We start from the raw sequence: 298 nt of genomic DNA on the forward strand, positions 1-298 counted from the left end.
TAGATTCAGTTATTACCGCTGTTGGTATGGCAGATCAAATTGAGGTTATGGTGGTTGCTATTATTTTAGCGGTAGGCGTGATGATGATTGCGGCTAAACCTATTGGCGATTTTGTAGAAACTCATCCTACGTTGAAAGTATTAGCGCTATCTTTCTTAATTTTGGTTGGCGTTGCTTTGATTGGCGAAAGTTTAGATTTCCATATTCCGAAAGGCTATATTTATTTCGCTATGGGCTTCTCGGTTGTAGTGGAAATGATCAATATCAGAATGAGAAAAAAATTAATTCGTAAGCCATA

At 37.2% G+C, this 298-nt stretch carries 1 protein-coding gene; it reads left to right on the forward strand.

Annotated elements, in window-relative coordinates; all coding sequences use genetic code 11:
• Nucleotides 1-298, forward strand: a 298-nt coding sequence (locus tag EII42_RS12755) for a TerC family protein (RefSeq protein ID WP_370318128.1), incomplete at both ends; no start/stop codon positions are given.

The sequence above is a fragment of the Tessaracoccus sp. OH4464_COT-324 genome, from assembly GCF_003932855.1.
Classification (GTDB): Bacteria; Actinomycetota; Actinomycetes; order Propionibacteriales; family Propionibacteriaceae; genus Arachnia.